Here is a 26,970-nt window from a genome sequence, read left to right as displayed (position 1 = left end):
ATTACATAAAATTGTGGTATATAAAAAAGAGACCTCACTCGGTCTCTTTTTTATATTTTTAAGATAACCAATCTAATTTTCTAATCCCAAGCTTATCTACTGGTAAACGAAGTGAGCCATAAAAATGCTTCATAAATTGCTCTGAGCGGTTCACATCGTGTAAAATGGCTTCTAAGCGATCTCTATATATGCTTTTTTGTTCTTCGTTTCCAGTTTGGTAATATCGTTCGACCGTTTCAAAATAGTGAAGCGGGAACAGGAGCCTTGCAAATAATAAGCGCCAGCCAAATGAGGATAGCGAATAATTCCGTTCATAATCTGTAACAAATTGAACGATTGTTTGCTCCCAGTCTTTCTTTTTTTCTATCGTCATATGGCGGATCCATTCTGCAATATCTCGACTCGGGTGATCATACACCCAATCAAAAGGGAGTTTGAGCCGCTTCGTTTGATGCCATAATAAAGGTGTGAATCGTTCTTGGCAAATTGTTGCTGCATCCGTTAGTTGCGGCGTATCATCCATTTCTGTATCGACAACATATTGAATGGCATTTTCTGCAACTCCTAAGTAATACGGGAAGGATTCAATAAACAATTGATCGAATACATCTGAAGGGTGGTTCATCACTTGTGATTGCCAAAACTTTTCTAATTGATCGAGCCTTTTTTCCCATAACGCTTTCCATTCACCAATTCGGCTTAATTGCTCAATTTCTTCTGGAAAGAATGCACCTCGTTTATGGAATATAGAAAGCTCACTTCCTAATGACATAGCATGTCGTTCTAACGTGCGCATACCTTTTAATAAGCAATAATTTTGTTCTTCTATCTCACTTACATAGTAGCCGTGTATAGTCGGAACGAAAGTCGCTACAGTTATATCCCCTTGCTGGTTCATATAATCACTGAGCTTTTTCATCTCTACAAGTACTTCTTCCTCCATTTCTCCAATTGGAACAAGTACATAAATTTTGTTGCGAATCCAAAAGCTTTTATAGGGGCCAAGGGGGATTAATTCTTTAACATGCATGTGATAATGCTCATAAATATGCTGAATCATCGCAGTCGCCACCTATGGTTTTTCTTTATATATATGAGCTTGTGCTCGCCTTTCATTCCTATGCACATGATAAAGCAACGAAACGTATACAAATACTAAAAAGAAAAAAAGGTGATAAACATGAAAGAATCAAATCAACTACAAGAAAGAGCATTAAAACTATTACAAGAACGCGGTGTAACAATTGACGATATTGCTGAACTTGTTCATTTTCTTCAAAAAAAATATCATCCAAATTTAGAGATGTCAGAATGCCGTTACAATGTAGAACGTGTACTATCAAAACGTGAAGTACAAAACGCACTGATTACTGGTATCGAGCTTGATGTCCTTGCTGAAAAGGGAATGCTAAGTGAACCGTTACAAGATATTGTAAAACGTGACGAAGGCTTATACGGAATTGATGAAGTTATCGCACTTTCTATCGTGAATGTGTACGGCTCTATCGGTTTCACGAACTTTGGATATATTGATAAATTAAAACCTGGTATTTTAGAATACTTAAATGATAAATCAACTGGAAAGGTGCACACGTTCCTTGATGATATCGTTGGCGGAATCGCTGCCGCTGCTTCAAGCCGTTTAGCACACCGAGCTGAGCACTCAGAATAATAGTGTTTTCTAGGCCGTCAGGTTCATGCTGACGGTCTTTCATATTCCATCAGCATAAATTCTCTTCCGCGACTCAAAAAAATAGGCCCTTGCTTAAATCCGATATTTTTATATAACGTAATCGCTCTTGTATTAAATGTCGCTACGCTTAATCGAAACATTTTTGCATTAAACTCTTTCGTGGCAAACGCTATTCCAGCTTGGAAGAATTCTTTCCCCATTCCTTTCCCAGTTAACGCCGGCTTCATGCCAAGTCCAATATCAATCACATCTTCTCCACCATATAAATGAGCATCTCTTCCACCTGGTACTTGTGCATTTGCTCCAAAACAAAAATAACCGATGAGGTCTCCTTGATCATCACAACAGCCATAATACGTTCCATCTAATAGCTCTTCCATTACTTCTTTCTCGCCTGAAAAACTATATAAATTATATGGTTCCTCGTACGTCCAAGTATTTATCTCATTTGCTTCTACCTCTGTTAATTTATGTATATCCACTTTCTCTTTCCCCCTATTATATTTCTATTAACAATATTCGATATTCATCTTATAATTCATCTTTCTCAATATATTTTTTAATTTCTTGCTTCATTTTTATGGAAGATTTTTCTTATTATGTTACGATTAAACAGAATCATTATAAATAAGGTGGTGACAATTTGAATTACTTTTCTTATCTCTCCTCAGAAGAACGGCAAAATTTTTTCTATAAAGAACCTCTTAGTTTTTCAAAAAATATAGGAAAAGAACAACTAGCTTACGCACTAGGCGCTACACTATATACTCCTGGCACGAAAGAAACGATTGCGGAAGATATAATTAGAAGGAAACATGTGGATGCTATCTCAATTATTCTTTGTCTAGAGGACGCTATCAGCGATGAGGAAGTAAAACTTGCAGAGCAAAACATCGTCGTTCAAATACAGCAAATCGCTAACTTAGTCAGTGCCAACATACTAAATCAAGCAGACATCCCACTCCTTTTTATTAGAGTTCGACAGCCAAGTCAAATGAAGAAAATTGTTACTGAATTAGGTAGTGCCGTTCATTGTTTATGTGGTTTTGTCTTTCCAAAATTCACACCGATTAACGGAAAGACTTATATCGATCAGCTTGCATATATAAACGAGTTATACTCATTATCGCTATATGGCATGCCGATTTTAGAATCACCCGAAATTATGTATAAGGAAACACGGGCAGAATCATTATTACAAATAAAGGATTTACTAGATTCTTATCACGATTACATCTTAAATGTACGTATTGGTGCTACTGATTTTTCAAGTATATTTAGTATTCGGCGTAATAAATACACACCTATCTATCATATTACTGTTGTCCGTGATTGTATTTCAGACATTATTAACGTTTTCTCAAGGGCAACAAATGAATATATTATTTCAGGATGTGTATGGGAATATTTTTCTAATGATCATGAAGAAGGGCTTATTCAAGAGGTATCACTTGACCATGCAAATGGCTTAATCGGAAAGACAGTTATTCACCCATCTCATATTAAAGTTGTACAGGCAATGCACATTGTCACAATGGAAGATTATTTAGATGCGAGATTAATTTTACAAAATGCAGATACGTATAATGGAGTGCTAAAAAGCAGTTTTTCTAACAAAATGAATGAAGTAAAACCTCATTATGGGTGGGCTCGCAAAACCATTTTAAAATCTAATATTTACGGGGTGCTACATGAAAACAAACAATTCACCGATCTCCTTATTACAAACGCAAAGCAACACGTATAACGTTTTAAATAATATACAAGTTCATGTAGAAGTACGTGATAATCCATATAATTTAGCGCTAGACAATCTTTTTCAAATGGCTGCGAGAATAAATAAGAAACGTAGTTTTTTATTTGTGAGTACAATCCTTGGAAAGCATCTTCCTATTAAACCTGCAGTCTCTCTATCAAGTGGAGTTGCTCTCGCTGCAAGATATATGGAAATACTACATAATATTTCTCATCCATTTCAAAAAGAAATTTTAAATCTCATTTCATTAGAAATTGATGAAATCCCAGAGGAAGTATTTCGTTATCAATATCCTCTGCAAGAAGAAGTTTTGTTCATCGGATTCGCTGAAACAGCGACATCACTTGGTCATTCTATGTTTCAATGCTTTCAAAATGCAAAGTATGTACATACAACTAGGGAATCGATACCCCACCTAGAATCTGTCATTACATTTGAGGAAGAACATTCTCATGCAACATCACACCGTTGTTATGTAGATGAAAGCTTTTTTCAAAACAACAATCCAATTGTTCTCGTAGATGATGAGATGACAACAGGAAAAACAGCATTAAATATTATTAGATCTATTCAAAATAAATTCCCACGAGAAGAATATATAATTGCTTCTTTGTTAGACTGGCGTTCTCATACTAATAGAAAACAATTTAAACAATTAGAAGAAGAACTTCAAATTAAGGTTCATGTTATTTCTTTATTAGAAGGCAGTATTCATACAACTGGCCAACCATTAAATATTGCAAAAAAAGAGATTCAAATTGAAGAAACAAAACCTGGTTTCAAAAAACATACCCTTACCTGCCTAAAATCACCCTATACATCAAATTATATAAAATATACTGGGCGATTTGGCATTTCAGCATATGAACAAAAGCACATTCATTCTTTCGCCCAAGAAGCAGGAAAAACTTTAAAAAGAGAAAGAATTGGAAAACGAACACTCTGTCTCGGAACGGGTGAATTTATGTATATCCCAATGAAAATTGCTGCTGAAATGGGTGAAAATATTTTATATCAATCTACAACAAGAAGCCCTATCCATTCTGTTTCAAATGATGTGAACTACGCCATTCATAATCATTTCTCATATCCAAGTCCTGAAGATTCTACTATTACAAATTACTTTTATAATATTTCACCTCATGATTACGATGAAGTATTTGTTTTCATTGAGCGTGATTTAGGGGAAGAAGCCCTATCTCCTCTTCTACAGCAGTTACAAACAGTTATTCCTTTTATTCATATCGTCTCATTTTCAAATAGCATAGAAAAGGAAGGTTGATAATTATGGTAAAAGTAAATTCTCATATTAGTAGTTACAATCCAAATGATGCTATTTTTCTATTAAAAGATATTAGTGATTTAATGAAAGAAAGTTCCACGGAAACTAGAGAACAAGCAATTCAAGCTGGCACACATTATTCCGAAATGTTACCAATGGAATATAAACCCTCTAAAGCGTATATGGATTTATTCTTTTCTTCCCTGCAACAATACAAACACAAACTAGCCATCGCTGTTGGAGTTGTCGCCGAACAGATTATACAAACTAAAGGAACTAACCTTGTCCTCGTTTCATTAGCTCGTGCTGGTACACCTATTGGCATTCTTATCAAACGCTACATACGCTATCAATACAACCTTGACGTACCTCACTATTGTATTTCTATTGTTCGCGGACGCGGTATTGATGAAAATGCACTCCATTATATTTTGGAACATCACCCTAAAGAAACAATTCAATTCATTGATGGGTGGACTGGAAAAGGTGCAATAAAAAAAGAATTAGAATATGCAGTACACACATTTAACGAACGAAATAATACACACATTTCTCATTGTATGGCTGTGCTTGCTGATCCCGGTTACTGTACTTCAATTTACGGTACACGTGAAGATTTTCTTATTCCTAGCGCTTGCTTAAATGCAACAGTCTCTGGACTCATTAGCCGCACTGTACTAAATGACACCTATATCGGTCCAAATGATTTTCATGGTGTTAAATATTATAAAGAGCTAGAGCAAGAAGACTTATCAAATTTCTTCGTTGATGAGGTAACAGATTTATTCCCTTCTGTTCATTCTCATATAGATAATCAATTACGTTATATTACTTCAACTTACACTGATCCCTCTTGGCAAGGATTAAAAGATATACAGTCTATCCAAAATCACTTTGAAATTGACGATATTAACTTAATTAAACCAGGAGTCGGTGAAACAACTCGCGTATTACTCCGGAGAATACCGTGGAAAATTTTAATACGTAAGCAAAACAATCCCGATTTAAAGCATATTTTACTTCTTGCTAAAGAAAAGAATGTCCCTATTGAAATCTATGAGAATATGGCTTATTCATGTTGCGGGCTCATTAAGCCTCTTAAGAGGGAAACGATATGATTTTCGCCAGTGATCTTGATCAGACGCTTATTTATTCCCGGAAATCGTTTCGTGCCCCTATAGAAGATGAATCAATTCAACTCATTGAAACTTTAGATGGGAAAGAAATTTCTTTCATATCACATAAAACCATTTCACTACTAAAAAAATTGCAACTGCACTCACATTTCATCCCAGTTACAACAAGAACTATTGAGCAGTTTCAGCGTATTTCTTTATTCCAAGACGAAATCATTCCCGAATACGCCATTACAAGTAACGGCGGTAATATCCTTCATAACGGTAAACAAGATGGTACTTGGAACAGGATAGTAAAAGAAAGACTATCGTTTGAATGTATAGAGGGAAACGACATACTAAAGGAATTTGGACAAATAGCTCATAAAGATTGGGTTATATCACAAAAAACAGCTGATGATCTATTCCATTATTGCATTATTAAACGGGAGAACATTCCTTATGATGAATTATCATCCTTCACTTCCTGGTTAGACAAACAAGGCTGGAATCATTCACTTCAAGGTAGAAAGCTATACTTTGTACCAAAACCAATTAACAAATGGGACGCCGTGCAATATATAAAAGAAATTTTGCAAATAGATACGATTATTACAGCTGGGGATTCTTTACTTGATTTATGCATGCTTGAAAAGGCGAACCATGCCTTCGCACCACTTCATGGTGAGTTAGGGGCAATGCATGATAACTTACAACCTCATATTTTAAAAACAGACGCAATCGGCATATATGCCGCAGAAGAAATCGTAAATAAATCACTTCAAATTATTCACAGTTCATTACCTACCTCATGATCATAATATGCACAATTGCATACGCACCACAATTAAACAAATGGTACAATCTATTTGAATCGCTGTTGCTACACTTCTTGATTAAAGAAAAGGCGTTAACACGGAAATTAGCGTCTTATCAACCTCAAGCAATTGGCACATTTTGTCATCTTAAAAGACACTCCACGAGTGTCTTTTTTTCTATATCCAACAAGGACTTACTCATTTCAAAGTATAAATACATAAAATAATGTAAATCATTACACGCATGAATCACTTTCTAAAAGTTATAAAGTAGATTCAAAATAAAAAAGCACTCTTAACTAGAGTGCTTTTTACTTTCAAACAAGGAGGCTACATATATGGATAGTACTCTCGTATTTAACTTCGGCATTGGTATTGTCATTATTTTATTTGTCTTTTTTGTACTTTGTATGAGCGGGGTATAAAAAGGCGATTTTCGGGCGTCTTTTTATACATACATATGTATTACTTGACTTCTATAAAGGTAGTAACCATAATAGTTACAGATATACAAATAACTATTCACATATCCACAAATAGGAGGAAGAAAAATGAAACATGTAATCGTTTATGCACACCCGAATACAGAAAGCTTCAACCATGCGATTTTAGAAACGGTAAAAAGTGAATTAGAAGGAAAAGGTCACGAAGTACGCGTTCGCGATCTATACGAATTAAACTTTAATCCAGTATTAGGCGCTTCCGATTTCATCTCATTTTCTAAAGGAAATACACCAGAAGATATTAAAGAAGAACAAGAGCATATCTCTTGGGCTGACAGCATTACATTTATTTATCCAGTTTGGTGGGCGGGACTTCCTGCTATTTTAAAAGGATACGTTGACCGTGTGTTTAGCCATGGATTTGCTTATGCTTACGGTGAAAACGGTATTGAAAAGTTATTAAGCGGTAAAAAAGGATTGTTATTATCTACAATGGGTAATACGAAAGAGGCATACACAGCAGGCGGCATGTTTGATGCAATGAAGAAAACAGCGGATGTTGGTATTTTTGAATTTACAGGCATTGAAACAATTGAGCATACATTCTATACAAGTGTTCCTTCTGTGGATGACAGTGTGCGTAAACAATATCTTGAAGAGGTTAAAGACGTTGTGAATCGTGCGTTCTAATAAAAAACTCCGGTTGTTAAAACCGGAGTTTTTTTATTTCATCATTAATTTCGGAATATATCTTTGAAGAATGCTTTCTAATTCGTTCATATCTTCCTGTCTAATAAGTAAATTCACATTGTCATTCATTTTTTCTCGCCCACGATATAAAAATATATTTTCTTTTGGATTTTCCCATGTTGATGTTTTATAGCCTTTCAATTCTTCATATGAATAAAAGTTTAATCCATCTATTACACCTTTTTCATATATTTGTACACTTTTAATAAGGTGTATAGCTATTAAAGTCATAAAACAACTTGCTACAGCATGAATACCTAGCTGAATAAAAAACTGTTCAACTGTATCAATATCGCCACTTACGTACTGAGCATATATATACATACATTGTCCAATGAAATATGCTGGTCCAAGTAATGCAATCCAACGTCTTTTCACCCGAGGATACATTGCAATAAGTTTTCCTGCGCTTTTTTTCATTTCATTTATTTTATATATTTTCCATAGAACAAAGAACAAAACACATAATGTAAAAACAAGCATAATACATGACATCCAGTACATTCTTATCCCTCCTTTATATCAATACATTTAAATTTTACATTCTATATACCTATAGTACATATGCAATTATGCATAAAAAACAGGTAACCTCTTCGGTTACCTGCATTTCATTACATCTTCTCAATCCACTCCGTCAAGTTATGCACAACTTGCGTTGGTTGTACTTCGTATTCTGTTAACTTCTCCACAGTTGTGACTCCAGTGTGGACAAGAAGGGTATGCATGCCAGCATTTATTCCTGCTAAAATGTCTGTATCGTAGTTATCCCCAACCATTAATGCTTCTTTTTTTTCTATGCCAAGTACTTTTAAAGCTTGTTCCATAATGATTGATTCTGGTTTTCCGATAAAGATTGGATCCACACCTGTTGATACTGCTACAACTGATGTTAATGAGCCGTTACCTGGTAATAATCCGCGCTCAGTCGGAATGGCAATGTCTCCATTTGTGGAAATAAACGTTGCGCCGTTACGCACAGCAAGACACGCTTTTGCTAACTTTTCATATGTGATGTCACGATCTAAACCAACAACAACGAAATCAGGATTTTCATCCACAAGTTCAAATCCTTTTTCCACAAGTGCATCGTGTAAGCCTTCTTCACCAATCATATATACAGTTGCGTCTTGTTTACGTTCATAAATGAAGTTCGCAGTCGCCATACTCGTTGTGAATACTTGCTCTGCTTTCGCTGGAATATCGAAACGAACAAGTTTTTCTGCCACTTGTTCTGGTTTACGCGTTGAGTTATTCGTAACGAATAAATAAGGAATGCCGCGCTCTCCTAATGCTTTTACGAAGTCGCTTGCCTCTTCAATTTGTTCTTCCCCGCGATACATCGTACCGTCTAAGTCAATTAAGTAACCTTTATACATCGATTATGTCTCTCCTTCTATGCTAACGTTCTCACCTTATCATACCACTCTTATATTACCCGCTTTTTCCAAAGAAAAAAACGCTTTACCTAAAAGCGCCCCATAACGTTCATTTTTTCTCTTTTACTTGGTAAGAACAACTACAATCGCCCTCACACATATTTGCTAACGTCTTTACATCTGCTCCTGCAAATAAACGCTTATACATCTCTTTTTCATCTTTACATACTTGCGGGAATCTCTCTGCAATTTCCTTTAACGGACAGTTTTGTTTTTCAATTACGAAAGAATTCTCTCCATCTCTCTTTATTTGAACCATATAACCGTTTTTCTCTTGCATAGCTGCTATCTCTTGCACTTTATATGCTAAATTCTTTTGATTACTCACTCTCTTTTGTAACTGTTCTTCCATTCGCTTCGTTCTCTCTTTTAAAACGTAACGAAGTATTTTTTCATCACCCATTCGAGCTAAATCTTCTAGCATATCAATCGCAAATTGCTTATACTCTTTCGGGAATGTATCTTCTCCCTTTTCACTTAATCCATACAAATAAGTTGGTCTTCCGACATGTTGCCTTACCATCTTAGAATAAATGAGTCCGTCTTTCTCAAGATTACTTAAATGTCTTCGGATCGCCATTTCTGTAATCTCTAAAACGTCAGCTAGTTCAGCTACCGTGTGCTCTCCCTTTACTTTCAACAATTGTACAATTTCGTCTTTCGTCGTACGTGCTTCCCCCATACTTCACCCTTCTCCCTTTTCTTTCTCACATACAATATAAGATCCCCAAAAGGCATTCTCTGGGGATCTTATAAGCATAATTATTCTGGTACAAATGCAGATACAGGTCCTAATTCCTTTTCTAAATAACTGCGAATATTTGCTGGGTATTTCTCTACCACTGCAATATGTTTTTGAATCGTCTTATATAATTCATCATGATTCATTTGAATATAGTCTTGCGTAAGCATTTTTCGAAGAAGGATAATTTCTTTCATCCCTTGTCCATCTTCTTCACTTATCACTCGCTCGTCCATTAAAATATCAATAATATCTTCATAGCTTCCTGGATCGCGCATAATAAATCCATCAATCATCGCATTCCCGGCATCTAATACACAATCAATAATAAGATGGGCTATGCGCTCTAATGCGTAAAATTCAAACTCGGTTTCATATATCTTTTTCTCTTGAAATGTACTTGTTGCTCGTTCTAAACATACTAGCATTTGTTCTATTTTCTTTCTGTCTACAAAATACATGAATGTCACCTACCTGGAAATTAAAGCATTTACATTTTAATTGTAACGCTTTCTTCTGAAAAAATCGACAATTTTTCGAATTCACCTTTTCTCCGTTATTTGTTATAGTTATATTTGTATGATTTTTGAAATTGGAGGAATGGAATCTTGGAACGTGAACTCGCACTAGAAATTGTCCGTGTAACAGAAGCAGCAGCCTTAGCATCCGCACAGTGGATGGGCCGCGGAAAGAAAAATGAAGCAGATGATGCAGCAACTACAGCAATGCGTGATATGTTCGATTCAGTAAACATGGCAGGTACAGTTGTAATTGGTGAAGGAGAACTTGATGAAGCACCGATGTTGTATATTGGTGAAGAACTAGGAACAGGTAACGGTCCAGAAGTAGACATCGCCGTTGATCCATTAGAAGGTACAAACATCGTTGCAAAAGGTCTTGCAAATGCAATGGCAGTTATTGCAATCGCAGACAAAGGGAACCTTCTTCATGCTCCTGATATGTACATGGAAAAAATCGCGGTTGGTCCAAAAGCAGCTGGTAAAATTAGCTTAGATGATCCAATTGAAAAAACAATTGAAATTGTAGCAGAAGCTAACAATAAAAAGATTCGCGATCTAACAGTTATCGTTCAAGAACGTGAACGTCATCAAGATATTATTGACCGTGTTCGTGCAAAAGGTGCACGCGTAAAATTATTTGGTGACGGTGATGTTGGTGCGTCAATCGCAACAGCACTACCTGGAACGGGTATCGACTTATTCGTAGGTATTGGCGGAGCTCCAGAAGGTGTTATTTCTGCAGCAGCATTAAAATGCCTTGAAGGTGAAATGCAAGCTCGTTTAGTTCCAATGAACGAAGAAGAAGAAGCTCGTTGTCGTGAAATGGGATTAGAAGATCCTCGTCAACTTCTTATGTTAGATGACTTAGTATCTGGGGATGATGCAATCTTCTCAGCAACTGGTGTATCTGCTGGTGAGTTATTAGACGGTGTTAAATTCCTTGGTGGAGATTTAGCTGAAACATACTCTATCGTAATGCGTTACAAAACAAGAACAGTACGATTCATTAAAACGCATCACCATTTAGATCATAAACCACACTTAAACTTAGATATTTAATAAAGGAGCCATGTGTATGGAAGAACGTTTCTTTCTGTACGACGATACTGTCGCTACAAAAACTCGTTTCGTTAGCTTTATGGGAGAAAATGAGCGTCACGATTTAGCGCTATTATACTCCGATCGTCATTACGGTAAAACAATTGTCCTTGATATGCAGCGCAATAAATTTGCAATCATCGGCGCTGACGATTTAAACGAACCAGGCTACTTAGAGCACGCATTTTCTATGACTGAAGAAATTGCAGAAGAACTACGCTCATTTTTATTTGAACTTATATAATTTATCTTAGGCACCAGCTGTTTTAGCTGGTGTTTTTTCATTGTAATTATTTTTAATTTTCAAACTAATATGTTATAATTAAGAATAAATCTATTTGGATAGAAAGGACGTTATCTACGTATGCCAACATTTACTTTGTAATGGACCAGCAATTGGATAGCATTACTCTCAAAAAAGCACCACGCTTTTTCAAGGGAGTAGTCTGCCCATTCCCATTACAAAGGAACGTAACGCATCTGTAGTATGATGTTTACGGAGGTTCCTAAGGGAACCTCCTTTTATTTTTGTCTTTTTCTCATGTCTTCATACTACAAGACATCCAAATAGCTGTATTACGTTCCTTTGCCACTACTATAAGAGGTGAAGGAAAATGCAGAAAGTACAACTTTCTTGGAGTTTATATGAAAATGAACAAAACACAATCGAAAAGTATTGTAAAAATTGCAGACGCACTACCCTATTTACCGACACAAATATTCGTAGGCATAACGCCAACGGAAAAAACATATACCGCTTTGCCATTTATAAATGTCCGAAAGATCATACGTGGAATCAAAAACTGCGTATTTATAAATCATTTACTGATCATGTGGAAACAGTCGATATGCCTCAGCAAGATCAAACGGAAACAACTACTACTATTTCCATTACACAGCATAAAGAAAGTGGCGTAGCTGAAATTACAATTGTATTAGATATCGTTTTCGGTTCCCACCGAATGGATAAAGCCTTATCCACATATATTTCTGACTGGAGCCGTACACGCATTGTGGATAAAATTAAAAACGGAGATATTCAATTGAACGGACAACAAATGAAACCAAATACAATACTATCTCAAGGAGATTATATCTCGATTTGTTTATAATGCAAAAAATCCTCTTACAATCGTAAGAGGATTTTTTTATTTCTTCACTTTTCGCAATACGAAGTGTGCACAACCGAAGTTACAGTACTCGTATAAATACTCCGTTAACGTACTAATTTTCGTATCATATGTCGCACGCTGGTTACTATCATCAAAGAATCCGCGCAGTCTAAGTTGCTCATATCCCCAGTCTCCAACGATATAATCATATTTATTTAAAATTTCTGCATAGCGCTCTTTAAATGCTTCTTCACTAAAACCGTCACGAAAGTTTTTAATTACTTCGTACTGCACATTATTAATGCTCACCGTAGCATGAATCTCTTGCTTTTGCTCCATCATTAACTTCCTCTCTAAGCATTCTTCTTTTTATCGTATCACAAAGCATAACAACCAACAATTTCAAATACAAAAAATTGAAAATTAGTGCATGCTATGGAGAAGGAGGTGATACATCGTGAAAAAACAAATTATACTCTCTCTCCTCACTCTTTCCTTATTTGCAGGCTGCCAATCAACGAATAAAGCCGAAATGGAACGTGAAGAAGGAAGCCGTGTTCTTGTTTCCAACAAAAACGACATGTATCATACGGAAAATACAAATACACGATTAACGAGAGTCGGTTATTCATCTAAACAAAAGCATGAAGTGTCTAACAAACAAGTAGGGGCCATTAACCGTGAGAAAGTCGCTGAAATGATTACAAGCATGACAGTCAAACTTCCTGACGTTACAAACGCTGCTACGCTCGTTACCGATGATGAAGTATTTGTTGTATACCGTGCAAACACAACGGATCCAAAACTCGTAGCGGATCAAGTATATAGAGCTGCTTTGTCCATCGTCCCTCGCTATTATAAAGCATATGTATCAACAGACCAAAAGTTGATTTCCCAAATTCAAGGTCTTCAATCTGGCGCATTAAATGATACAGAATATACGCAAAGCCTCGATATGCTAAAACGTGAAATGAGTAAAAATCCTCATTTGAACAATACGGGAGATCAGACTTTGAATGATATGATTAAAAAGTAAAACAGGTGGAGAAAATCTCCACCTGTTTTACTTTTTATTTTTTATTACGATCCGCATAAACCTCCATCGCATCACACATAAACTGCGCTAACCCTTCACCAAACTTATCGATATTTTTCGTAAAGCGCTCATCAGCGACGTACATTTGACCAAGTCCTTTAAAAGCATCTAATGAATATTCACCGAAGTTTTGCAAGTAATCGTACCACACCCCAATTGCTTCTTGTGCCTCTTTAGAATCTGGTGCTCCGTGTCTAAGCGCTGCTAAATTTCTATAAATAGCATTAAACTCCTCTTGGTTCTCTTTTGACATACCTTTTGCATATTCATTTGCTTTATCTACAGCTGCGTCTCCCCATTTTTCACGTGCTTCTTCTTCATATGGGTTATGGCTGAAATCGAATCCTTCAAATTTCTCTTTGTTCGTCATTTCAATCTCTCCTTTTGTATGCTGAATTGTTTTATCAATCGTCGCAATCACCTTATCTAATCTAGCACGCTTTTCAAGAAGCATTTTCTTATGAAGCTCTAGTGCCTCTTCGCGATCAAATGATGGACTCATGATAATCTCTTTAATTTTTTTCAAAGGGAAGCCAAGCTCTTTAAAAAACAAAATTTGCTGCAATGTCTCTAAATTTTCATTGGAATACAGACGATATCCAGACTCTGTCGTCTCGTCTGGGGTTAACAACCCAATTTCATCGTAATGATGCAGTGTGCGCACACTAATTCCAACTAAATCAGCTACTTCTTTTACTCTCATTGTCATTTGTATCTCCCCCTTAGTACATACGATAAAGTATGACGCAACGTTAGAGTCAATAAGTAAATTCATTTTATCTTAAAAAGTTTCATCTCTCCTATATTTGATGCATAATAGTTATGTACATATATTAGAAAGCGGTGAAAGTATGGTTTCAAATACTGTAATTGCCAGCATCATCTTTCAACTCATTGTCTCGATTCTGGTCCCAATTATTGTACTCGTTTATTTCCGTAAAAAATATAATATGAATTGGAAAGTAGTCGGCATTGGTGTTCTTATCTTTATCGGATTTACCCAAATTCTTGAAACACCATTCCACCTATTTATGCGCGGTAATCCAACAATCGCTCCATTTTTAGAAAATCCGTTTGTCTTCGCAATTTATAGCGGATTGACTGCTGGTATTTTTGAAGAATTAGGACGCTTCGTTGCCTTCTTCTTCTTACTAAAAAAATATCTAGAATATAAAGATGGCTTCGCTTATGGAATTGGTCACGGCGGAATTGAATCTATTTTAATTGGCGGTTTTTCTGCATTACAAGCATTAATCTTTGCTAATTCTATTAACGATGGTAGCTTCGCTCGACTGATTGAACAAAAACCCGAGCTGAGCATTTTACAGGACATGTTAATTCAGCAACCTGCCTACTTATACTTCCTTGGTAGCTTAGAAAGAATTATGGCACTCGTGCTTCAAATTGCCTTTACAATGCTTGTTTTATACGCAGTAAAACAGAAGAAATATATCTTCCTAGTATACGCTATACTATTCCACGCATTTGTAGACTTTTTCGCGGCACTTTACCAAACAAAAACAATCAATATCTTCGTTGCAGAAGGAATTACACTTCTTTGTACAATTGGCGCTGTCGTTCTTATTCGCAAAATGAAAGCGAAATTAATGAGTGTACCGGAGTAAAAAATAAACCACCGATTGGTGGTTTGTTTTTTATGGATTGTCGCAATGATGATAGCTTTTTCCTTCTTGCAGCTCCCTCTTTGTTTCTGCATCTATAACGATATATTTATGAAACTCTTCTACTTCATTTTGAGAAAAGGAAGCAAAAAAATAAACTTGGCGATCAGGATGAACAAAAAAATCTTGAAGCATCACACTACTCCGACAACCCACGGCTGTTTTTTGTAGGAAAGAAAATTCTTCATCGGGCACTTCTTTAAATAAGATTTTTTTTCGAACACTATATGCTGCATTATTGTATTCTTTATAGATTTTCTTATCTAACTGTTTATAAAAAATATCCTCACTCACAAATGACTTATTTCGATTGCTTGGATAATTTACTTTTTGATTCGACTCTGCATAAGTTGTGGACAAGTGTATTAAAAAACAAAGACTAACTACAATACATATCATTTTATTCATGATTGCACCTCAAATGTTCATTATCCACATTACTTTTCCACATATTTAAATCCATATGCCGTTTTACAAGAAAAAGGAATTATTTCCACATTTGTCGAAGTATATAGCGTCAACTTGAAAGATGGGGATGAATTATGAAGAAAATTATTGTAATACGACATTGTTCAGCAACTGGGCAAAAACGTGATGCTGAATTAACGACCGATGGAAAAGACCAAGCAAATACCCTTGCTACATTCCTCTTAGAAAATCATCTACAAATCGATCATATTATTTCAAGCCCGTTTGTCCGAGCTATCGATTCCATTCGGCCCTATGCGCTCCAAGCTAACTTATCTATCCAAGAAGATGAACGATTAACTGAACGCATATTGAGCAACGTTCCAATGGATGATTGGATGCAAAAACTAGAATCTACTTTTACAAATATAGATATTGCCTTTTCAGGCGGAGAGTCAACAAAACAAGCAACAGACCGTGCCATATCGCTTATTCAAGACGTTTTACAATTAAACCATACAACAACACTACTTGTTACACATGGCAATTTACTTACGCTCATTTTAAAGCATTTTAATCATACGATTGGCTTTAATGAATGGAGAACTTTAACGAATCCTGATATTTACGAAATTACAATCGACGAACAATGTATCATAAAACGCTTATGGGAAGCATCGTCTAAGTAATATCCCTTTCCAAAACATTCAGTTGACGCCACGAGAAGAAACTGTACTAATAATAGAAAGGGGTATCACTCCATATGTACGAAGATGTACTTGCTCTACTACATAAAACAAATGTTTCTTATGAAAAATTTGAACACGAACCAGTACTCGATTATGAGACAGATCGGATTGTACGTGAGAGACTCGGCTTACAAGGCACTCCAAGTAAAAGCTTATTTTTAAAATCAAAGTCTGGAGATTATTACGTATTTTTTACGTTAGAGGGCACAAGGCTCAACCGGGGAGAGATGAAAGAACTAACAGGAGAACGCTTATCTCTCTGTTCTCCTGATGAACTGCGAGACAAAACTGGTTGTACGCCGGGATGTGTGGCTCCTTTCGGATATTCACACGATGTAACAATTATTGTGGATAACGCTATTTATACGTACGATAAAATTTTAATTACACCTGGTGTACCTGAATTTACAATTGAATTATCCACAGAAGAATTAAAAAAGATTTTATTAACATGTCCAAATACCGTTTTAGAGTATAAACAAAAAGAGAGCTAATCGTTAGCTCTCTTTTTTCATTATTTAGCTTCTGCTGTTTTTTCTTTTGCAGAACGTACTTGCTCATCCGCATGGTAAGAAGAACGCACAAGTGGGCCAGCTTCACAGTGGCTAAATCCTTTGCTAAGTGCAATTTCTTTAAGCTCTGCAAATTCTGCTGGTGGGTAATATTTAAGAACTGGTAAGTGCTTCTTAGATGGTTGTAGGTATTGCCCAAGAGTTAAAATATCCACATTGTTTGCACGTAAGTCATCCATTGCTTCAATTAAATCTTCTCTCGTTTCACCTAAGCCCACCATAATGCTCGATTTAGTTGGAATATCAGGCTGCATTTCTTTCGCTCGACGTAAAAACTCTAATGAACGTTCATATTTTGCTCTAGCGCGAACTCGGTCAGATAATCGACGTACTGTTTCAATGTTATGGTTTAAAATATCTGGTTTTGCATCCATTAACATTTTTAAGTTTTCTTCTACTCCACCCATATCAGATGGTAATACTTCGATAGACGTGAATGGGTTTTTACGACGTACTGCTCGTACTGTTTCAGCAAAAACAGCTGCTCCCCCGTCCTTTAAATCATCACGTGCAACCGCTGTTATAACAACGTGCTTTAAGCCCATTTGTACTACTGAATCTGCCACGCGTTCTGGTTCTTGTAAATCAAGCTCAGTTGGTAAGCCTGTTTTAACCGCACAAAAACGACAAGCACGTGTACAAACCGCACCTAAAATCATAAATGTTGCTGTTTTTCTTACAGCCCAGCATTCATGAATATTCGGACATTTTGCTTCCTCACAAACTGTATGAAGATTTTTAGAACGCATCATTTTCTTTAAGCCTGTATAGTTTTCATTCGTGTTTAACTTAATTTTCAACCATTCGGGCTTGCGCTTATATTCTGTTTGTTTTGTCATGGTTATCAACTCCGCACAATATGAAATAGTTTACCGTGTTCGCTTCTTTCAATGTAACATATCTATTCTAACGTATGAAAGCGATTTGCTCAAATGAAGATTCTAAGATTTTTTCCAATCGTTCCCTATAATGAAATACTCCGTATATCCCACACTAAAAAGAGTGATGTTGTGAAAGGAGTCTATTTCATGCTTCGAAAAATTTCTCTTTTGCTTTCTATTTGTTTTCTTCTCCACCAAAACATCGCTTACGGTGAAGATAATCAGCAAAGCATATACGAAAAGCGCATGGCACTATATAAAGAAACCGAGCAGTCTTCAGGCATTCCATGGTATTACTTAGCTGCAATGGATCAATATGAAAGAAATATACGGAGCGTAAGAAAAGATATTCCGAAAAAACCAGATGCCATCATTTCCCTTTATTTCAAACCAGAAATATGGGCTGGACCTATTAATAGTAACGATACTCTTCCCCATACAATTTCTCTATTTGGCGGAATAGGTTTAGATGGTGACAAAGATGGATTTGCAAATGCAAATAGCGACCGTGATCTTCTGCATACCGCAGCGACTATTTTAAGGAAACAAGGAACATCAGAAGACCGTATTAAAATTATGCTCTGGGAATATTATAGACGTGCCAAAACAGTTGATTTAATTAGCGAATACGCCCAAATTTATAAACATTATGGACGTATTAATTTAGAAGGAAATGCTTTTCCTCTTCCGATCCGTAGTGACCATAGCTACCGTAGTACTTTCGGCGCTGGAAGAAGTTTTGGCGGCAGAAGGATTCATGAAGGAACCGATATTTTTGCCGGATATGGCGTGCCAGTAAGATCGACTTGCTATGGCATTATTGAAACGAAAGGTTGGAACCGCCTTGGTGGATGGCGCATTGGTATTCGCGACCTTCATAACAATTACCATTATTACGCTCATTTAGGCGGGTTTTCAAAAGAAATACAGCTTGGACAAATTGTTGAGCCAGGGAAAGTAATCGGATTTGTTGGTAGCACTGGTTATGGACCTCCTGGCACAGCCGGAAAATTTCCGCCCCACTTACATTTTGGCATGTATAAAGACAATGGCTATACAGAATGGGCCTTCGATCCATACATGCATTTAAGCCTTTGGGAGCGCAAAGAACGAGCAAATACAAAACGATAACCGTAGCTGCATTGCTACGGTTATTTTTTATCCAGTAAAAGCCTGACTGAGCCGAGTTTCACTTTATATGCAACTAACTATCTGTTTTCTTTTTATCAGGTACAGCAACACTTCCGCTTCCATAATACGTAGGCACTTCCCCTTGAACGATACGCGTCGCAATCGGAACATTTTGTTTCACCTTTATCTCTTTCGTATGAAATGGAATAATCACTTGCAATGTTACTTCCATTTCCATAACAATTTGAATCGCTGTAGTATTAATCCCATGCGGCTCAATTTTTTGTTTAATATCTGTATTCACATGTCCAACTGGCGTGAAATGAATCGGAATATCTGGTCCTATATTACCAAGAAGTGCATTATCAGTTACACGCCCAAAAGGAACTGCCATAGTCGCGCCGTTTTTTTCAGCAATACCTAGCTCCTTCAACTTCCCTTGTTCTACTTGCTGCAAATATTTTTCTATGTATGTGGTCGTTGATGTTACGATTTCATTTACTTGCTTTGTATTTAAATTAATTGTGGATACTTTTCCGTTTTTATCATTCTGTACTTTCATTAATGAATCTACATCGAATCCTTCATTAATTCGATCCTTTACTGCCTTCGTCATAATTGCCGTCGCCATTTTATGTGTCTCTACTTCCCCATATTTAATTAAGATCGGCTGAATATTATTATTCACAATCCACAACCCTTGCGTAAGTAATATAACAAAAAGAATAAACGACATAAGCAGTATATACCGAAAGGCAATAGGTCCCCTTCGAAACCGCGAGTTTTTCGAGCGAAATATACTCATAAAAAAACCTCCTTCTTATATCATTTCTATGCAAGAAGGAGGGACGATATATGCTTATCTCATTTTTAATAATGCTTCTTTTCCAATCGTACCTGCTGGAATGCCTAATGCTTCAGCTCCAGTCGTTACCGATTCTAGTGGCGCTTCAAGAAGTTGTTCAATCGTTCTTACACCAACCGCACGGCCAGCAATAATTCCTCGATCACCTAATTTCTCATTTAAAAGACCTACATCTAATGCACCACACATAATATATCCTTTATCGCTCATTACAGCTAGCAAATTCGTCTTTGGAAGTTTCACGCTAACTGCAATAAACGTATAATTATCAATTATAATTGGCTCCACATTAACCATAGTTCACACTCCTCTCTTTCTTATCTGTATGACAAGAGAAAAATGAGTGTTACAAGTTAACTAGCCTATAGTTTAACGGAAGATGTATAAGTTATTAACATATCTGTTAACACATCTCTAAGTAGTTCTGGCATATAATATTGTTTGTCAGAAAGTGTGGATAGCTCTGGGTATAAGTAGCCAAATGTAAACATATCAATCGTTCCTACTGTATATATACGATCTAATTCCAGCGATTCCCCGTTAATTAATACATCTTCGAGTAAAATTTTATTCCCGGGAATCGTATCTGGAATGACTTCTACACCAGCGTAAATCATTTTCCCCATCACTTTTCCCCGAAATCCGAATCCTTTCACCTCAAGATTCTCCATATTCGGCTTACGTGCTTTCAAAATAACTTCTCTTAATATCTTTCCTGGAACTTTCAAAGCACACGGATTAATTGGATGTGGACAAATTCTGTGAATATCTCCGCGCGTTACAACACCCTCTTCTAACCCTTCAAGAAGTACACCAGCGTTCACCATGCCAATCTCTGCATTGCACCATGTTTTCAGCGCACTTGCTAACATGTGAGAAAACGGCGTCTCATGAAACCAATCAACCGGTAATGACTCTTTTAAATGAACGACAGACTCTGCCATTATATGCTCACTTTCTTCCTGCAGTATTTCAATTGTGGATAACGGCTCGTTATAAGCACCTAAACGTTCCGTCTTAATCGCTCTACCGTCTTTTTTCAGCAATTTCTTCATCTCTATATCCACAGTAAGCTGCACGTGACCAACGTAACGCCCCCACTTTTCACAACAACAAAGTAAAGTATTATTCAGTAGAATACCACGCTCAAATAAATGATGCGTATGTGCTCCTAAAATAACATCTATATCATAATGCTCTGCCATATACTCATCCATACTTTTTCCAAGGTGAGAAAGGACAACCGTAATATGAGCCTCATCTTTCACTTCTTCTAAAATAGACTCTAAATGAATAATGGGATCTTCAATATGCCAATCGAGCATCTGATAAAACTCTGGATAAGCTACCGTTAATCCGATAAAAGCAATGGTAATCCCATCCGTCGTTGTATGCAATTTATAAGGCCTTGCCCATGACGGACGTACCCCTTCTTTTTCAAATAAATTTGCGACAAGTATTTCAAATCCAGCATCATCATAGAGCCGATTCAAATGCTCCTTCGCTAACGTAATTCCTTCATTATTTCCGATCGTTACATAATCATATAACGCCTCATTCAAAAGCTTCGTATTCCCAAGTCCATTCGTCGCTTCCGAAATACTATGAAAACGATCCACATGATCGCCGATATCAACCGTCAAAACAGTCTCTCCCGCTTCCTGTCTTCGCTTTTTCTCCCCTAGAACAAACCGAGAAATTTGCGGCCAATTTTCAAAATGACTATGTATATCGTTTGTATGATAAAGGTGGATGATTGTTTCTTTATTTGTATTCAGAGAAAAAACCTCCTCTCAGTTCCTTACTGCCATTTACGCTATGCGCACACAATAATCCTGTAAATACTTTTCGTCTTTTCTTGCTATTTTACATTGTACTCGCATTGTGAGAAAAAGCAAAAGATTGTCCTTTTTATATGAGAAACTTTTGCTAATGCAGGAAAGAATTCCAGATAGTGAAGGGAGGGGTGGATTTGTCAAAAAGTTTAATAGAGAATTCAGTGGGTGGTTGTTCAAGTGGATTTGTCAGTATCTTTCTCTTAAACCTAGTCGTTCTCTGTTCTTATAAAATGTTTGGGGTATGTGAGGATTTTCTTTTGTCTTATCTTGTCGACAAATCGATATTCCTTGTCGAAACGTTGATATATTGAAATAATCGCTGATATATTCCTGTTTATGGTCGATATATTTGAAAAATCGCTGATATATTTAACTGAACACCCACCCGGGTATCCTCTCCCAAGCCAAGACAAATCCGCAAAACAAAAAAGCGCCCTGCACAGCAGGGCGCTTTCTTCATACATATATTATCCAGCTTTGCCTCCTAGACCCTCATGTCTAAGAACCTTCCGCACGAGAAGATAAAAAGCATCTTCTGTGCGAAAGAACCTTAGTCAACGGGTCTGAACAGTCGGCTCCGCATTTCTATTTAACCAATAGAACCTTCCATCTCAAACTTGATTAGGCGGTTCATTTCAACTGCGTATTCCATTGGAAGTTCGCGAGTGAATGGTTCAATGAAGCCCATTACGATCATTTCTGTAGCTTCTTGCTCAGAAATACCACGGCTCATTAGGTAGAATAATTGTTCTTCTGATACTTTAGATACTTTCGCTTCGTGCTCAAGTGAAACGTAATCGTTTTTGATTTCGTTGTAAGGAATTGTATCAGATGTAGATTGGTTATCCATGATTAACGTGTCACACTCGATGTTAGAGCGAGAGTTTTTCGCTTTTGGTCCGAAGTGTACGATACCACGGTAAGTTACTTTACCACCATGCTTCGCAATCGATTTAGAAACGATTGTTGAAGACGTGTTTGGTGCTAAGTGAATCATTTTCGCACCAGCATCTTGGTGTTGGCCTTTACCAGCAATCGCGATAGATAATGTTAAACCACGAGCGCCTTCGCCTTTTAAGATAACTGCTGGGTATTTCATCGTTAATTTAGATCCGATGTTACCGTCAATCCATTCCATCGTTGCGTTTTCTTCACAAACCGCACGTTTTGTAACTAGGTTGTATACGTTGTTCGCCCAGTTTTGGATTGTTGTATAACGGCAATAAGCATCTTTTTTAATGATGATTTCTACTACCGCACTGTGAAGTGAGTTAGTAGTGTAAACAGGTGCTGTACAACCTTCTACGTAGTGTACGTGTGCGCCTTCGTCTACAATGATAAGCGTACGTTCGAATTGTCCCATATTTTCAGAGTTAATACGGAAATACGCTTGAAGTGGTGTATCAACTTTAACACCTTTTGGAACGTAGATGAATGATCCACCAGACCAAACTGCAGAGTTTAATGCAGAGAATTTGTTGTCTGTTGGTGGGATTACTTTTCCGAAATGTTCACGGAAAATATCTTCGTTCTCTTTTAATGCGCTATCTGTATCTTTGAAGACGATTCCTAGAGCTTCTAGGTCTTCTTTCATGTTGTGGTATACAACTTCAGATTCGTACTGTGCAGATACACCAGCTAAATATTTTTGCTCAGCTTCTGGAATACCTAATTTATCAAATGTTGCTTTAATTTCATCAGGTACTTCATCCCAAGACTTCTCAGATTTCTCAGATGGTTTTACGTAGTACGTAATTTCATCGAAATCTAAGTCGTTTAAGTCGCCGCCCCATTGTGGCATTGGCATTTCGTAGAACTTATCCAGTGATTTTAAACGGAAGTCTAACATCCACTGTGGTTCTTCTTTCATACGTGAAATTTCTTCAACGATTTCTTTTGTTAAACCGCGTCCAGCACGGAAAATCGAAACGTCTTTGTCTTTGAAACCATATTTATAATCGCCGATATCTGGCAGTTGCTTCGCCATGTTGGTGTGTCCCTCCTTAGATAACCTCGTTTTTAGGAACCTTTAACATTACTTATCTTCGTTTAAGCCCTTTTCTAACGCTTTCCACGCTAATGTTGCACATTTAATACGTGCAGGGAACTTGCATACGCCTTGTAATGCTTCAATATCTCCTAAATCGATGCTGTCATCGTACTCTTTTCCTAGCATCATGTCAGAGAAAATTTTCGAAAGCTGAAGTGCTTCTTCAATTTTCTTACCTTTTACTGCTTGTGTCATCATTGAAGCTGAAGACATTGAGATTGAACATCCTTCGCCTTCAAACTTCGCCTCTTGCACAATACCTTCTTCTACTTTCATCGTAAGTTGAATACGATCGCCGCAAGTTGGATTGTTCAAGTTAACGGTAACACTATCTTCTAATACGCCATGGTTACGAGGATTTTTATAATGATCCATAATAACTTGACGATATAACGTATCTAAATTATTAAATGACATTTGTGAAATACTCCTTTGTCTTGATTAGCGAGTCAACAAATGTATCAATTTCTTCTTTTGTATTATATAAATAGAAGCTCGCACGTGCTGTTGAAGAAGCTTTTAGCCACTTCATAAGCGGTTGTGCACAGTGATGTCCTGCGCGAACTGCAATGCCTTCTACATCTAATACAGTCGCTACATCGTGAGGATGTACGTCTTCAATATTAAATGTAACAAGACCAGCGCGATTCTTTGGACCATAAATTGTAACGCCATCTACTTCTGATAGTCTTTCTAAAGCGTATTGCGCTAATTCATGCTCATGCTTTTCAATATTATCAAGACCGATTTCTTCTAGGAAATCAATTGCCGCACCAAGTCCGATTGCATTACCGATAATCGGTGTACCTGCTTCAAACTTCCACGGAAGCTCTTTCCAAGTAGATTCTTGTAAATCTACGAAATCAATCATTTCACCACCAAATTCAATTGGCTCCATATTGTTTAGCAATTCTTTTTTACCATATAATACGCCGATACCTGTAGGGCCACACATCTTATGAGCAGATAATGCGTAGAAATCACAGTTTAAATCTTGTACATCTACTTTCATGTGAGGTGTACTTTGTGCACCGTCAACGACCATAATTGCGCCATTTTCGTGTGCAATTGCTCCGATTTCTTTTACAGGGTTAATCGTTCCAAGTACGTTAGAAACATACATGATAGAAACGATTTTTGTATTCGGTGTAATTGTTTGACGAGCATCTTCTATTGAAATTGTCCCATCTGGTTGAAGCGGAAGATATTTTAAAGTTGCACCAGTTTTCTTCGCAACTTGTTGCCACGGAATGATATTACTATGGTGCTCCATGTAAGAAATAACGATTTCATCGCCCTCTTTTACATTTTCAAGACCATAGCTAGCCGCTACTGTATTTAATGCAGTTGTCGTTCCGCGCGTGAAAATAATCTCTTCCATTGATTTCGCATTGATAAACTTGCGAACTTTCTCACGTGCACCTTCATACGCGTCGGTAGCTTTCGTACCGAGCGTATGAACACCGCGATGCACGTTAGAATTATATTCTTTATAGTAACGTTCTAACGTTTCAATGACTTGAATTGGTTTTTGAGAAGTTGCTGCACTATCGAAATAAACAAGTTGTTTGCCGTTCACTTTTTGATCAAGAATTGGAAACTGTTTGCGTATTTCATGAATATTCATTAGCGAACTTTCCTTTCAATTACCTCAACAAGCTGTGCCTTTACTCCTTCAATTGGAAGCTCATTAACTACAGGTGCTAAGAATCCATGGATGACTAAACGTTCTGCTTCGCGTTTTGGAATACCACGGCTCATCAAGTAGTATAGTTGGACTGGATCTACGCGACCTACTGAAGCTGCGTGACCTGCCATTACATCATCTTCGTCGATTAAAAGAATTGGGTTTGCATCACCGCGAGCTTTTTCATCTAACATAAGAACGCGAGAAGATTGTTGTGCATTTGATTTAGATGCACCGTGTTCAATCTTACCAATTCCGTTAAAGATAGATGTTGCACTATCTTTTTGTACACCGTGTTTTAAAATCCAACCTTCAGAATGTTTACCGAAGTGAACAACTTTAGTTGTAAAGTTTTGTGTTTGGTTACCACGGCCAATTGTTACTGTTTTCGTATCAGCATATGAACCGTCGCCCATTAAGTTCGTAACGTTCTCTGAAATTGTGTTTCCGTCATTCATAAGGCCTAGAGCCCAATCAATACGGCCGTCGCGTCCTACAACGCCGCGGCGGTTAACGTAAGTTGTTACGTCTTTTGCTAATAGATCAACCGCACCGAATTTCACTTGTGCGCCTTGTTCCACGATTACTTCTGCTACGATATTTGCAATACCTTTAGCATTTTCATTTGCAACATAGTTTTCTACATAAGTTGCAGTACTGTTCGCATCAGCTACGAATAGTACGTGGTTATATACGTTAGCTTCTTCGCCGTCTACTAAGAATACAGCTTGAAGTGGAGTTTCAAGAACAACGTTTTTCGGAACATATACGAATGCACCACCGTTGATTAATGCAGCATGAAGTGCAGTTAGACGATGCTCGTCTACTTTCACGCCGTCTTTCATTAAGTACTTTTGTACTAGTTCAGCATGCTCAGTTGCTGCTGTTACGATGTCTGTAAAAATAACACCTTTTTCTTTTGCTTCGTCTGCTAAAGAAACGAATGCAGTTGTACCAGTGCGTTGTACTAATACGCTGTTATTTTCATCGATTAAGTTTTTCACTGCTTCTGGAAGTTCAGTTAAAGAACTTACAGGCTCTTGCTTAGCAGCGTCGCCTTTTCCGATAAAGTCCCATTTGTCAATTTTCGTTTTATCAGGCGTTGGCATTGGAAGTTCAGTTGCTTGTGCAAGAGCTTGTAAGCGGAACTCAGTCAACCAAGCAGCTTCGTTTACTTCGCTTGCGCGTTGACGGATTGTTTCTTGATCGAAAGGTAATGTACCGATTGTCATGTTTATGCTC

Annotated in this window: 31 protein-coding genes; 14 read left to right on the top strand and 17 right to left on the bottom strand. The window is 37.0% G+C overall.

Going from position 1 to position 26,970, the window contains the following annotated elements:
- Positions 1-58 precede the first annotated feature (58 nt).
- Positions 59-1,060 carry a spore coat putative kinase YutH gene (gene yutH, locus HFD78_RS10590; RefSeq protein WP_000614218.1) on the bottom strand — a complete coding sequence of 334 codons (1,002 nt, stop codon included), beginning with the start codon at positions 1,058-1,060 and terminating at the stop codon, positions 59-61.
- 120 nt (positions 1,061-1,180) lie between these two features.
- Here yutH and HFD78_RS10585 point away from each other — a divergent pair, with 120 nt between their 5' ends.
- Positions 1,181-1,672, top strand: a complete 492-nt coding sequence (locus tag HFD78_RS10585) for a phosphatidylglycerophosphatase A family protein (protein WP_000665094.1) — start codon at positions 1,181-1,183, stop codon at positions 1,670-1,672.
- A gap of 23 nt (positions 1,673-1,695) precedes the next feature.
- On the opposite strand, the gene HFD78_RS10580 is transcribed toward HFD78_RS10585, so the two are convergent.
- A complete protein-coding gene (locus HFD78_RS10580; protein WP_000351155.1) occupies positions 1,696-2,175 on the bottom strand; it encodes a GNAT family N-acetyltransferase in 480 nt (159 codons plus the stop codon).
- 161 nt (positions 2,176-2,336) lie between these two features.
- On the opposite strand from HFD78_RS10580, the gene HFD78_RS10575 reads away from it, so the two are divergent.
- From HFD78_RS10575 to HFD78_RS10555, 5 genes are all read left to right on the top strand, one after another.
- A complete protein-coding gene (locus HFD78_RS10575) occupies positions 2,337-3,440 on the top strand; it encodes an HpcH/HpaI aldolase/citrate lyase family protein (protein WP_001106091.1) in 1,104 nt (367 codons plus the stop codon).
- Entirely contained in the window at positions 3,385-4,731 is a 1,347-nt protein-coding gene (locus HFD78_RS10570) for a phosphoribosyltransferase family protein (RefSeq protein WP_000856303.1), read from the top strand. Before HFD78_RS10575 ends, HFD78_RS10570 begins: the two co-directional genes overlap by 56 nt.
- A 5-nt stretch (positions 4,732-4,736) precedes the next feature.
- A complete protein-coding gene (locus HFD78_RS10565) occupies positions 4,737-5,849 on the top strand; it encodes a cysteine protease StiP family protein (RefSeq protein WP_000241504.1) in 1,113 nt (370 codons plus the stop codon).
- Positions 5,846-6,661: an HAD family hydrolase gene (locus HFD78_RS10560; protein ID WP_000575383.1), complete on the top strand. Its 816-nt coding sequence runs from the start codon at positions 5,846-5,848 to the stop codon at positions 6,659-6,661. Before HFD78_RS10565 ends, HFD78_RS10560 begins: the two co-directional genes overlap by 4 nt.
- 554 nt (positions 6,662-7,215) lie before the next feature.
- Complete coding sequence (locus HFD78_RS10555) at positions 7,216-7,797, top strand: NAD(P)H-dependent oxidoreductase (RefSeq protein WP_000683436.1); 582 nt, start codon at positions 7,216-7,218, stop codon at positions 7,795-7,797.
- A gap of 33 nt (positions 7,798-7,830) precedes the next feature.
- On the opposite strand, the gene HFD78_RS10550 is transcribed toward HFD78_RS10555, so the two are convergent.
- From HFD78_RS10550 to HFD78_RS10535, 4 genes are all read right to left on the bottom strand, one after another.
- Positions 7,831-8,361, bottom strand: coding sequence for a hypothetical protein (locus HFD78_RS10550; protein ID WP_000289910.1), 531 nt, complete (start codon positions 8,359-8,361; stop codon positions 7,831-7,833).
- Positions 8,362-8,471: 110 nt separating this feature from the next.
- On the bottom strand, positions 8,472-9,236 hold the full coding sequence (locus HFD78_RS10545; RefSeq protein ID WP_000276465.1) for a TIGR01457 family HAD-type hydrolase: 765 nt from the start codon (positions 9,234-9,236) through the stop codon (positions 8,472-8,474).
- A gap of 109 nt (positions 9,237-9,345) precedes the next feature.
- The gene (locus tag HFD78_RS10540; protein ID WP_000503350.1) at positions 9,346-9,978 is read right to left on the bottom strand and encodes a helix-turn-helix transcriptional regulator; all 633 of its coding nucleotides are present in this window, start codon (positions 9,976-9,978) and stop codon (positions 9,346-9,348) included.
- Positions 9,979-10,058: 80 nt separating this feature from the next.
- On the bottom strand, positions 10,059-10,499 hold the full coding sequence (locus HFD78_RS10535; protein WP_000273999.1) for a DUF86 domain-containing protein: 441 nt from the start codon (positions 10,497-10,499) through the stop codon (positions 10,059-10,061).
- A gap of 147 nt (positions 10,500-10,646) precedes the next feature.
- On the opposite strand from HFD78_RS10535, the gene glpX reads away from it, so the two are divergent.
- From glpX to HFD78_RS10520, 3 genes are all read left to right on the top strand, one after another.
- A complete protein-coding gene (gene glpX, locus HFD78_RS10530; RefSeq protein WP_000439090.1) occupies positions 10,647-11,618 on the top strand; it encodes a class II fructose-bisphosphatase in 972 nt (323 codons plus the stop codon).
- A gap of 16 nt (positions 11,619-11,634) precedes the next feature.
- Entirely contained in the window at positions 11,635-11,901 is a 267-nt protein-coding gene (locus tag HFD78_RS10525; protein WP_000392606.1) for a DUF3055 domain-containing protein, read from the top strand.
- 370 nt (positions 11,902-12,271) lie between these two features.
- Positions 12,272-12,769 (top strand): cytoplasmic protein, encoded by a 498-nt coding sequence (locus HFD78_RS10520; protein WP_098255164.1) that lies wholly within the window; start codon positions 12,272-12,274, stop codon positions 12,767-12,769.
- A gap of 36 nt (positions 12,770-12,805) precedes the next feature.
- Here HFD78_RS10520 and HFD78_RS10515 read toward each other — a convergent pair whose 3' ends face one another.
- On the bottom strand, positions 12,806-13,108 hold the full coding sequence (locus HFD78_RS10515) for a YutD family protein (protein ID WP_000435943.1): 303 nt from the start codon (positions 13,106-13,108) through the stop codon (positions 12,806-12,808).
- A gap of 118 nt (positions 13,109-13,226) precedes the next feature.
- On the opposite strand from HFD78_RS10515, the gene HFD78_RS10510 reads away from it, so the two are divergent.
- Positions 13,227-13,805: a YhcN/YlaJ family sporulation lipoprotein gene (locus tag HFD78_RS10510; RefSeq protein ID WP_000744038.1), complete on the top strand. Its 579-nt coding sequence runs from the start codon at positions 13,227-13,229 to the stop codon at positions 13,803-13,805.
- Between the two features lie 34 nt (positions 13,806-13,839).
- Here HFD78_RS10510 and HFD78_RS10505 read toward each other — a convergent pair whose 3' ends face one another.
- Positions 13,840-14,574: a MerR family transcriptional regulator gene (locus HFD78_RS10505; protein ID WP_000178769.1), complete on the bottom strand. Its 735-nt coding sequence runs from the start codon at positions 14,572-14,574 to the stop codon at positions 13,840-13,842.
- A 100-nt stretch (positions 14,575-14,674) separates the two neighbouring features.
- Here HFD78_RS10505 and HFD78_RS10500 point away from each other — a divergent pair, with 100 nt between their 5' ends.
- Complete coding sequence (locus tag HFD78_RS10500) at positions 14,675-15,490, top strand: YhfC family intramembrane metalloprotease (protein ID WP_002196989.1); 816 nt, start codon at positions 14,675-14,677, stop codon at positions 15,488-15,490.
- Between the two features lie 30 nt (positions 15,491-15,520).
- Here HFD78_RS10500 and HFD78_RS10495 read toward each other — a convergent pair whose 3' ends face one another.
- A complete protein-coding gene (locus HFD78_RS10495) occupies positions 15,521-15,955 on the bottom strand; it encodes a hypothetical protein (protein ID WP_001038440.1) in 435 nt (144 codons plus the stop codon).
- Between the two features lie 134 nt (positions 15,956-16,089).
- Here HFD78_RS10495 and HFD78_RS10490 point away from each other — a divergent pair, with 134 nt between their 5' ends.
- Positions 16,090-16,644 carry a histidine phosphatase family protein gene (locus HFD78_RS10490; RefSeq protein WP_000721050.1) on the top strand — a complete coding sequence of 185 codons (555 nt, stop codon included), beginning with the start codon at positions 16,090-16,092 and terminating at the stop codon, positions 16,642-16,644.
- A 74-nt stretch (positions 16,645-16,718) separates the two neighbouring features.
- Complete coding sequence (locus tag HFD78_RS10485) at positions 16,719-17,198, top strand: YbaK/EbsC family protein (RefSeq protein ID WP_000272747.1); 480 nt, start codon at positions 16,719-16,721, stop codon at positions 17,196-17,198.
- 20 nt (positions 17,199-17,218) lie between these two features.
- On the opposite strand, the gene lipA is transcribed toward HFD78_RS10485, so the two are convergent.
- Positions 17,219-18,115 (bottom strand): lipoyl synthase, encoded by an 897-nt coding sequence (gene lipA, locus HFD78_RS10480; protein ID WP_000166372.1) that lies wholly within the window; start codon positions 18,113-18,115, stop codon positions 17,219-17,221.
- Positions 18,116-18,304: 189 nt separating this feature from the next.
- Between lipA and HFD78_RS10475 the strand changes: the two genes are divergently transcribed.
- Positions 18,305-19,288 carry a M23 family metallopeptidase gene (locus tag HFD78_RS10475; RefSeq protein WP_000944665.1) on the top strand — a complete coding sequence of 328 codons (984 nt, stop codon included), beginning with the start codon at positions 18,305-18,307 and terminating at the stop codon, positions 19,286-19,288.
- A 73-nt stretch (positions 19,289-19,361) separates the two neighbouring features.
- Here HFD78_RS10475 and yunB read toward each other — a convergent pair whose 3' ends face one another.
- The 7 genes from yunB to sufD all read right to left on the bottom strand — a co-directional run bounded on the left by yunB (position 19,362) and on the right by sufD (position 26,960).
- Positions 19,362-20,093 carry a sporulation protein YunB gene (gene yunB, locus HFD78_RS10470; RefSeq protein WP_033668087.1) on the bottom strand — a complete coding sequence of 244 codons (732 nt, stop codon included), beginning with the start codon at positions 20,091-20,093 and terminating at the stop codon, positions 19,362-19,364.
- A gap of 54 nt (positions 20,094-20,147) precedes the next feature.
- Positions 20,148-20,450: a YunC family protein gene (locus HFD78_RS10465; protein ID WP_000248466.1), complete on the bottom strand. Its 303-nt coding sequence runs from the start codon at positions 20,448-20,450 to the stop codon at positions 20,148-20,150.
- 65 nt (positions 20,451-20,515) lie between these two features.
- Complete coding sequence (locus tag HFD78_RS10460; RefSeq protein ID WP_080008988.1) at positions 20,516-21,907, bottom strand: bifunctional metallophosphatase/5'-nucleotidase; 1,392 nt, start codon at positions 21,905-21,907, stop codon at positions 20,516-20,518.
- A 673-nt stretch (positions 21,908-22,580) separates the two neighbouring features.
- Complete coding sequence (gene sufB / locus HFD78_RS10455; protein WP_001118827.1) at positions 22,581-23,978, bottom strand: Fe-S cluster assembly protein SufB; 1,398 nt, start codon at positions 23,976-23,978, stop codon at positions 22,581-22,583.
- A 48-nt stretch (positions 23,979-24,026) separates the two neighbouring features.
- Entirely contained in the window at positions 24,027-24,458 is a 432-nt protein-coding gene (gene sufU / locus HFD78_RS10450; RefSeq protein WP_000009523.1) for a Fe-S cluster assembly sulfur transfer protein SufU, read from the bottom strand.
- Entirely contained in the window at positions 24,448-25,668 is a 1,221-nt protein-coding gene (gene sufS / locus HFD78_RS10445; RefSeq protein WP_001020762.1) for a cysteine desulfurase SufS, read from the bottom strand. The genes sufU and sufS overlap by 11 nt, the downstream gene beginning before the upstream one ends.
- Positions 25,668-26,960 carry a Fe-S cluster assembly protein SufD gene (sufD, locus tag HFD78_RS10440; protein ID WP_000152167.1) on the bottom strand — a complete coding sequence of 431 codons (1,293 nt, stop codon included), beginning with the start codon at positions 26,958-26,960 and terminating at the stop codon, positions 25,668-25,670. The genes sufS and sufD overlap by 1 nt, the downstream gene beginning before the upstream one ends.
- Positions 26,961-26,970 lie beyond the last annotated feature (10 nt).

Origin of the sequence: Bacillus sp. EKM501B (assembly GCF_011800505.1) — a bacterium.
Taxonomy (GTDB): Bacteria; Bacillota; Bacilli; order Bacillales; family Bacillaceae_G; genus Bacillus_A; species Bacillus_A cereus.
Note: the sequence above shows the minus strand (reverse complement) of the source record. Positions and strands in the feature narration are given on the sequence as shown.

What these genes read in the sequence shown, in the direction of transcription:
- HFD78_RS10485 (WP_000272747.1), top strand. Translation starts at nt 16,719, where the DNA reads ATGTACGAAGATGTACTTGCTCTACTACATAAAACAAATGTTTCTTAT.
- HFD78_RS10555 (WP_000683436.1), top strand. Translation starts at nt 7,216, where the DNA reads ATGAAACATGTAATCGTTTATGCACACCCGAATACAGAAAGCTTCAAC.
- HFD78_RS10500 (WP_002196989.1), top strand. Translation starts at nt 14,675, where the DNA reads ATGCATAATAGTTATGTACATATATTAGAAAGCGGTGAAAGTATGGTT.
- yutH (WP_000614218.1), bottom strand. Translation starts at nt 1,060, where the DNA reads ATGATTCAGCATATTTATGAGCATTATCACATGCATGTTAAAGAATTA.
- yunB (WP_033668087.1), bottom strand. Translation starts at nt 20,093, where the DNA reads ATGAGTATATTTCGCTCGAAAAACTCGCGGTTTCGAAGGGGACCTATT.
- HFD78_RS10525 (WP_000392606.1), top strand. Translation starts at nt 11,635, where the DNA reads ATGGAAGAACGTTTCTTTCTGTACGACGATACTGTCGCTACAAAAACT.
- lipA (WP_000166372.1), bottom strand. Translation starts at nt 18,115, where the DNA reads ATGACAAAACAAACAGAATATAAGCGCAAGCCCGAATGGTTGAAAATT.
- HFD78_RS10490 (WP_000721050.1), top strand. Translation starts at nt 16,090, where the DNA reads ATGAAGAAAATTATTGTAATACGACATTGTTCAGCAACTGGGCAAAAA.
- HFD78_RS10535 (WP_000273999.1), bottom strand. Translation starts at nt 10,499, where the DNA reads ATGTATTTTGTAGACAGAAAGAAAATAGAACAAATGCTAGTATGTTTA.
- HFD78_RS10495 (WP_001038440.1), bottom strand. Translation starts at nt 15,955, where the DNA reads ATGAATAAAATGATATGTATTGTAGTTAGTCTTTGTTTTTTAATACAC.
- sufB (WP_001118827.1), bottom strand. Translation starts at nt 23,978, where the DNA reads ATGGCGAAGCAACTGCCAGATATCGGCGATTATAAATATGGTTTCAAA.
- HFD78_RS10585 (WP_000665094.1), top strand. Translation starts at nt 1,181, where the DNA reads ATGAAAGAATCAAATCAACTACAAGAAAGAGCATTAAAACTATTACAA.
- HFD78_RS10515 (WP_000435943.1), bottom strand. Translation starts at nt 13,108, where the DNA reads ATGGAGCAAAAGCAAGAGATTCATGCTACGGTGAGCATTAATAATGTG.
- HFD78_RS10550 (WP_000289910.1), bottom strand. Translation starts at nt 8,361, where the DNA reads ATGTACTGGATGTCATGTATTATGCTTGTTTTTACATTATGTGTTTTG.
- HFD78_RS10560 (WP_000575383.1), top strand. Translation starts at nt 5,846, where the DNA reads ATGATTTTCGCCAGTGATCTTGATCAGACGCTTATTTATTCCCGGAAA.
- sufD (WP_000152167.1), bottom strand. Translation starts at nt 26,960, where the DNA reads ATGACAATCGGTACATTACCTTTCGATCAAGAAACAATCCGTCAACGC.
- HFD78_RS10505 (WP_000178769.1), bottom strand. Translation starts at nt 14,574, where the DNA reads ATGACAATGAGAGTAAAAGAAGTAGCTGATTTAGTTGGAATTAGTGTG.
- sufU (WP_000009523.1), bottom strand. Translation starts at nt 24,458, where the DNA reads ATGTCATTTAATAATTTAGATACGTTATATCGTCAAGTTATTATGGAT.
- HFD78_RS10475 (WP_000944665.1), top strand. Translation starts at nt 18,305, where the DNA reads ATGCTTCGAAAAATTTCTCTTTTGCTTTCTATTTGTTTTCTTCTCCAC.
- sufS (WP_001020762.1), bottom strand. Translation starts at nt 25,668, where the DNA reads ATGAATATTCATGAAATACGCAAACAGTTTCCAATTCTTGATCAAAAA.
- HFD78_RS10465 (WP_000248466.1), bottom strand. Translation starts at nt 20,450, where the DNA reads ATGGTTAATGTGGAGCCAATTATAATTGATAATTATACGTTTATTGCA.
- HFD78_RS10520 (WP_098255164.1), top strand. Translation starts at nt 12,272, where the DNA reads ATGCAGAAAGTACAACTTTCTTGGAGTTTATATGAAAATGAACAAAAC.
- HFD78_RS10565 (WP_000241504.1), top strand. Translation starts at nt 4,737, where the DNA reads ATGGTAAAAGTAAATTCTCATATTAGTAGTTACAATCCAAATGATGCT.
- HFD78_RS10570 (WP_000856303.1), top strand. Translation starts at nt 3,385, where the DNA reads ATGAAAACAAACAATTCACCGATCTCCTTATTACAAACGCAAAGCAAC.
- HFD78_RS10545 (WP_000276465.1), bottom strand. Translation starts at nt 9,236, where the DNA reads ATGTATAAAGGTTACTTAATTGACTTAGACGGTACGATGTATCGCGGG.
- HFD78_RS10540 (WP_000503350.1), bottom strand. Translation starts at nt 9,978, where the DNA reads ATGGGGGAAGCACGTACGACGAAAGACGAAATTGTACAATTGTTGAAA.